This window comes from Liquorilactobacillus oeni DSM 19972 (assembly GCF_001436275.1).
GTDB classification, from domain to species: Bacteria; Bacillota; Bacilli; order Lactobacillales; family Lactobacillaceae; genus Liquorilactobacillus; species Liquorilactobacillus oeni.
In genome coordinates this window covers 847483-853319 of sequence record NZ_AZEH01000039.1, presented here as the reverse complement: position 1 = coordinate 853319, position 5837 = coordinate 847483, and the positions used below count along the sequence as shown (strand labels likewise).

Here is a 5837-nt window from a genome sequence, read left to right as displayed (position 1 = left end):
GCGCCAAGAGTAGTTGGGGGATCGCCCCCTGCGAGGGTAGGTCGTTGCCGTGCAAAAATGGTACTCAGAACATAGATAACCAGGAGATATCTGATTATTTGTAGACTTCTGAGTACATTTATTTTGTAGTAAGCTTTTAGCTTACTTATGACCCGTTGGTCAAGTGGTTAAGACACCGCCCTTTCACGGCGGTAACATGGGTTCAAATCCCGTACGGGTCATCAAAGATATGCCGGCTTAGCTCAGTTGGTAGAGCATCGGTATCGTAAACCGAGGGTCACAGGTTCGAATCCTGCAGCCGGCATAATTAATAAAACTACATATACACATCGAGTAAGAATAACAAATAAAAGTATTCTTATTTTTTTATATAATTTTTAGCGTGTCAAATGAAAAATGATATCGTGTACCTTGTTGATCTGATTTTAAAAGTATTGGAGTCCAATAAAAATAAACTTTTACTGGACTCCATACTAAACTTTTAGTTTTTGGGAAAATTTTAAATCATATATTGTAAAAATATTTGAAAATTTATTAGTTTCTTAACTTATTTTTGAAAGGTAAAATTTCACTCTTAGATGATTCGTCTATCTGATATTCTTTATAGACTTTATAAAGTTTGCGTTGAATGAATTCATTCTGTTTTATTAACTCTTTAAGTTCTTGAATGACTTTAATCATGGCAATATCATCATCTAAAGCTTCCGAACTTTTAGCAACTGCTTGCTGTGCATCCAAAGCCTCGTCTAAGCAGATATCTAATCGATAATTAAAATATTTTAAATCTCTATTCATATAAAATTCTCCTTTTTGTATTTAGCAAGACCTATTATTATTTGCTAATAAATAAAAAGCAATTGATAAAGAGCTACATTGTAAAATAATGTAGTATTTTGCATTAATTTATATAAGACATAAATCAACATTGTAATGCTAAAAATAATTAGTAAATTTTCACCTAAAAATTGTTGTTTTTATTAAAGAAGTTTTATCTTGCTAAAAGCTATTAGAGTAATTTTTAAATTTGCAAAAAGTCAAAAACAGAATTAAGGCATCGTTCAAGTTAGTTGACGTGTTAATTTTAAACTTCTATAATAATGAGCGTTGTGTTTATTTTTAAAATACTTGGTTTTTGCAGTTATAGAAATTTGGAGGAATTAATGATGAATGAAAAAGCAAAGGATACCGCTTTTCTAGGACATCCTCGGGGTCTGGCAACGCTTTTTTTCACAGAGATGTGGGAACGCTTTAGTTATTATGGAATGCGTGCAATTCTTTTATTTTATATGTTTTATTCAGTTACTAACGGGGGCCTAGGTTTTGATAAGTCTCTTGCTGCATCTATTATGGCAATCTATGGTTCTTTGGTTTACCTTTCAAGTGTAATCGGCGGTTTTGTCAGCGATCGGCTTTGGGGAAGCAGGAGAACAGTTTTTGTGGGTGGCATTTTAATTATGCTGGGCCATATCGCACTAGCAACACCTTTTGGAAAAACAGCACTTTTTATCTCAATTGCGTTAATTGTAATTGGAACAGGTCTTCTAAAACCAAATGTTTCTGAGATGGTAGGGGATTTGTATAGACCAGAGGATTCTCGTCGTGATGCCGGTTTTAGTATTTTTGTATTCGGAATTAACATGGGAGCCTTTATTGCACCAATTGTTGTAGGTTACTTAGGACAAGAAGTTAACTTTCATCTTGGATTTTCTCTTGCTGCAATCGGAATGTTTTTTGGGTTAGTACAATATTACTTTGGTGGGAAAAAATATCTTACTAAAGAAAGTCTTTATCCCAGCGACCCAATCAGTCCAACAGAGATGGGGACTTTCATTAAAAAATTCATTCTAGCAGTGGTTGCACTTATCTTGGTTCTCGTTATTATGGGCTTGTTCAACTTACTGACAATCACAAATATTATCATGCTGATTACTATTATTGCAGTGTTTATTCCAATTTATTATTTTAGTCTGATGTTGAGCAGCCGTAAGGTTACAAAGGAAGAACGTTCACGTGTCTGGGCATATATTCCCCTTTTTATTGCCAGTATTCTTTTCTGGTCAATTGAGGAACAAGGGTCAGTAGTTCTTGCTCTTTTTGCTGATGAACAAACTCGGCTTTCACTTTGGGGAGTCAACTTTCCTGCTAGTTTCTTTCAGAGTATGAATCCATTATTTATTATGGTGTATGTACCTATATTTGCTTACCTTTGGACTATACTTGGGAAACATCAGCCTTCTTCACCAGTAAAATTTGCTTATGGATTGTTTTTTGCTGGAATTTCATTTATGTGGATGATGCTTCCTGGTCTGCTTTTTGGTTCCAATGTAAAAGTCAGTCCTTTATGGTTGATCATGAGCTGGGCACTAGTAATCGTAGGAGAAATGTTGATTTCGCCGATCGGGCTTTCTGCAACTACTAAGCTTGCACCTAAAGCGTTTAGGTCACAAATGATGAGTATGTGGTTTCTTAGCGATGCTGTGGCACAGGCATTTAATGCTCAAATAGTTCGCTTTTATGCAAAGGGAACTGAAATTGGCTACTATGGTATTGTAGGAGTTGGTACTATTATTTTTGGTATCATTTTACTTTTATTTGCCCCTCGAATTAAAAAATTAATGCTTGGTGTTGGTTAATTTGCTCTTGCTAACTAAATTTTCGTTAAGTTCAACTATAAAAACAAATGAAGTTTATAAATTGCAAGAATGTCTTGAAAAGACTTGCATCTGACACACAACCATAGTATTATTATTAGGTCGGATATATGCAGTATCCATATCAAGGTATTTGGAAGGGTAGCGAAGTCTGGCTAAACGCGGCGGACTGTAAATCCGCTCCTTCGGGTTCGGTGGTTCGAATCCACTCCCTTCCACCATATTGGGCTATAGCCAAGCGGTAAGGCATCGGGTTTTGATCCCGTGACGCGCTGGTTCGAATCCAGCTAGCCCAACTTATAAAAAACATCGCCGGAGGGTGGTGTTTTTTTATTTTCTTAAAGCCTTGATTGACATTTAGGTGAAAAATAGGTACATTCACTATATTGGTATACATCACTGAAAGGGAGGATTTCCAATGAAAATCGGGTTTATTGGTGTTGGCAATATGGCAAAAGCAATTATAAATGGCTGGTTGACCTTTGGTGAACTTGATCCTCAAAATATTTATGTACATAGTGCACACCCGCAGAATTATCAAAGTTATGCTCAGCAAAATAACCTCGTGGCACTTGGTAGCAATATAGAAGTTGTTAAACAGTCTGAGGTCGTTTTTCTAGCGGTGAAACCCAAAATACTGCCTGAAGTACTTAATGAGATTAAAGAAGCTGTTTCTACACGAAAGACTGTTCTTGTTTCAATGGTCAGCGGTTTTTCTTTAAATCAGATAAGTGATTCACTTGGCGGGAAAAAATATGAACTATTAAGAATAATGCCGAATGTCAATGTCGAATTGCATGCAGGAGTAACTGCTTTAGCAAAAGGAGCTTTTTTGACTGCTGAGCATTATCAAGAACTCAAAAGACTTATTGAACAGCTTGGAAAAGCAACTGAGCTTCCAGAAGAAGATTTCAGCACCTTTGTTGCTCTGGCTGGTAGTTCTCCGGCATTTGTCTATTTATTTATTGATGCGCTCTCGCGTGCTGGGGTTAAGTATGGGTTGAATAAAAAACAGTCTACTCAGATTGCAGCACAAGCTGTTTTGGGAAGTGCTCAAAAAGTTTTAGCCGCAAAACAAACTCCTTGGGAACTTATCGATACCGTCTCTTCTCCAGGCGGTACTACAGTGGCTGGTTTATTGGCAATGGAAGAGGCTGGGCTAATGACGGCTGTAGTTAAGGGTGTTGATGCAACAATCGCAAAGGACAAAGAAAATAATTAACAGACATAACTAACAAAAGAAAGAAGATTTAACAATGAAAACTGTGTTAAAACATGCATCAATTTATACTGGAGACGGGCATCTAGAAGATGGTTTTATCCGTTTTTCAAAACAGATAGAAGAAGTTGCTTCAATGGCAGATTATCAGCCTCAAAGTGACGATGAAGTTTATGATTTGGAAGGAAAGACAATTGTTCCGGGATTTATAGATGTTCATAGTCATGGCGGATACGGCTTTGATGCGATGGATGGAGATGCTGCACAGATTGATGAGATGGTTCAGCACATGGTCCATGAAGGGATTACCAGCTATTTTGCAACAACTATGACCCAGTCACCGGATAATATTGCAAAAGCGATGTCGGGTATCCGTCAAGCAGCAGTTAAAAATCCAGTGATTCAAGGAATCCATTTGGAAGGTCCTTTTATTTCACCTGTTTTCAAGGGAGCTCAACCTGAAAAATATATTCAAGCACCTGACATCAAGTTATTAGCCCATTGGAATGAACTTTCCGGCAATCTTGTCAAAATGATAACATATGCTCCAGAGCATGAAAATTCAGCTGAATTTGAAGATTACTGTCTTGAACATGGTATAGTCCCTTCAGTCGGACACAGTAATGCTTTAAGAGAACAGCTGAAGCATTCAAAGGCAAGTCATGTGACGCATCTTTATAATGCACAGCGTGAGTTTAAACATCGTCAACCTGGTGTAACAGGTCATGCTTTGCTTGAAGACAATATTTATTGTGAGATGATTGCAGATGGGTTCCATGTAGTTCCTGATATGATTAGGCTGGCTTATGAAATAAAGGGTCCTAAGAAAATGGAGCTTGTTACGGATTCTATGAGAGCGAAAGGAATGCCAGAAGGTATCTCTGAATTAGGCGGTCAAAAGGTAATTGTAAAAGATAAACAAGCTCGCTTGGAAACTGGTAACCTTGCAGGTTCTGTTCTTCAGTTTCAAGATGCATTTCGCAACATGATCAGTTTTACAAGTTGCGGTATTGAAAATGCAGTGTTAATGTCTTCAGTTAATCAGGCACGTGAATTCGGGCTCAAACAAAAAGGGACACTTGAGATCGGCAAAGATGCTGACCTTAATATTTTTGATAAGAAACTGAACTTAAAAGAAACTTATAGCTTGGGTCGACGTTACAATGACTAAAAAAGGAGGAAAAGATGGCTTCGCCTATTTACATTCAAATTCATAATGTAATAAAAAGATCAATTGAAACTGGAAAATGGTCAGTTGGCGATCGCATCCCTTCTGAAAGACAGCTTGCCGTTGACTTTGGAGTTAGTCGAATGACCTTAAGACAAGCAGTGCAGACTTTGGTTGAAGAGGGAATCTTGGAGCGTCATGTTGGATCTGGTACCTATGTAGCACGTCAAAAAGTGCAGGAAAAGATGTCAGGAGTTACGAGTTTTACTGAACTTACAAAGGCACAAGGGAAGGTACCCTCTAGTAAAACACTTTCATATCATGTTGCTACTCCTTCCTTAAGTGAAATGGAAAAACTGAATTTAAATGAGAATAATTATGTATTGCGCATGGAAAGAATCCGCTATGCAGATAAAACACCTATTTGTTTTGAGATAGCAACAATTCCTGAAGACCTGATTAAAGGATTCAGCAAAGAAGAGATAACCAGTTCGTTGTACAGAGCACTCGAAGAAAGCGGAAATGCAATTGGTCATGCTCAACAGACAGTAACTGCCGTTTCGGCTTCGGAAAAGATTGCTGACTATTTAGAAATTAAACGTGGGGACGCTATTTTACGTCTTAGACAAATCACAAGTTTAAAGGGTGGACGGCCATTTGAATATGTACGGACACAGTATGCGGGTGAACGTTTTGAATTTTACTTAGAAAAATAAAAATTAGGCGGGCTACGTTTTTTAAAGCGTAAGCCCGTCTAATTTATAGAAGAATAAGTTAGATTTTTAACCATTTATCTTGT

The 5837-nt window shown here is 37.3% G+C and carries 5 protein-coding genes and 4 tRNA genes; 8 read left to right on the top strand and 1 reads right to left on the bottom strand.

Annotated features, from left to right (window positions below; genetic code table 11):
- Positions 1-149 precede the first annotated feature (149 nt).
- Positions 150-221, top strand: a tRNA-Glu gene (locus FD46_RS09185).
- Positions 222-231: 10 nt separating this feature from the next.
- Positions 232-304 (top strand) — tRNA-Thr (locus tag FD46_RS09180).
- Between the two features lie 230 nt (positions 305-534).
- Here the strand turns inward: FD46_RS09180 and FD46_RS09175 are convergent.
- Positions 535-795 (bottom strand): hypothetical protein, encoded by a 261-nt coding sequence (locus FD46_RS09175; RefSeq protein WP_057896845.1) that lies wholly within the window; start codon positions 793-795, stop codon positions 535-537.
- A gap of 368 nt (positions 796-1163) precedes the next feature.
- On the opposite strand from FD46_RS09175, the gene FD46_RS09170 reads away from it, so the two are divergent.
- The 6 genes from FD46_RS09170 to FD46_RS09145 all read left to right on the top strand — a co-directional run bounded on the left by FD46_RS09170 (position 1164) and on the right by FD46_RS09145 (position 5754).
- Positions 1164-2633, top strand: coding sequence for a peptide MFS transporter (locus FD46_RS09170; RefSeq protein WP_057896844.1), 1470 nt, complete (start codon positions 1164-1166; stop codon positions 2631-2633).
- A gap of 153 nt (positions 2634-2786) precedes the next feature.
- Positions 2787-2872, top strand: a tRNA-Tyr gene (locus FD46_RS09165).
- 3 nt (positions 2873-2875) lie between these two features.
- Positions 2876-2947: transfer RNA gene (locus FD46_RS09160), tRNA-Gln, on the top strand.
- 122 nt (positions 2948-3069) lie between these two features.
- Positions 3070-3873, top strand: coding sequence for a pyrroline-5-carboxylate reductase (gene proC, locus FD46_RS09155; protein WP_057896843.1), 804 nt, complete (start codon positions 3070-3072; stop codon positions 3871-3873).
- Positions 3874-3907: 34 nt separating this feature from the next.
- Entirely contained in the window at positions 3908-5041 is a 1134-nt protein-coding gene (gene nagA / locus FD46_RS09150) for an N-acetylglucosamine-6-phosphate deacetylase (RefSeq protein ID WP_057896842.1), read from the top strand.
- Between the two features lie 14 nt (positions 5042-5055).
- Positions 5056-5754: a GntR family transcriptional regulator gene (locus FD46_RS09145; RefSeq protein WP_057896841.1), complete on the top strand. Its 699-nt coding sequence runs from the start codon at positions 5056-5058 to the stop codon at positions 5752-5754.
- Positions 5755-5837: the final 83 nt, after the last annotated feature.

Coding starts and splice junctions, on each gene's coding strand:
- proC (WP_057896843.1), top strand. CDS start 3,070: ATGAAAATCGGGTTTATTGGTGTTGGCAATATGGCAAAAGCAATTATA.
- FD46_RS09170 (WP_057896844.1), top strand. CDS start 1,164: ATGAATGAAAAAGCAAAGGATACCGCTTTTCTAGGACATCCTCGGGGT.
- FD46_RS09175 (WP_057896845.1), bottom strand. CDS start 795: ATGAATAGAGATTTAAAATATTTTAATTATCGATTAGATATCTGCTTA.
- nagA (WP_057896842.1), top strand. CDS start 3,908: ATGAAAACTGTGTTAAAACATGCATCAATTTATACTGGAGACGGGCAT.
- FD46_RS09145 (WP_057896841.1), top strand. CDS start 5,056: ATGGCTTCGCCTATTTACATTCAAATTCATAATGTAATAAAAAGATCA.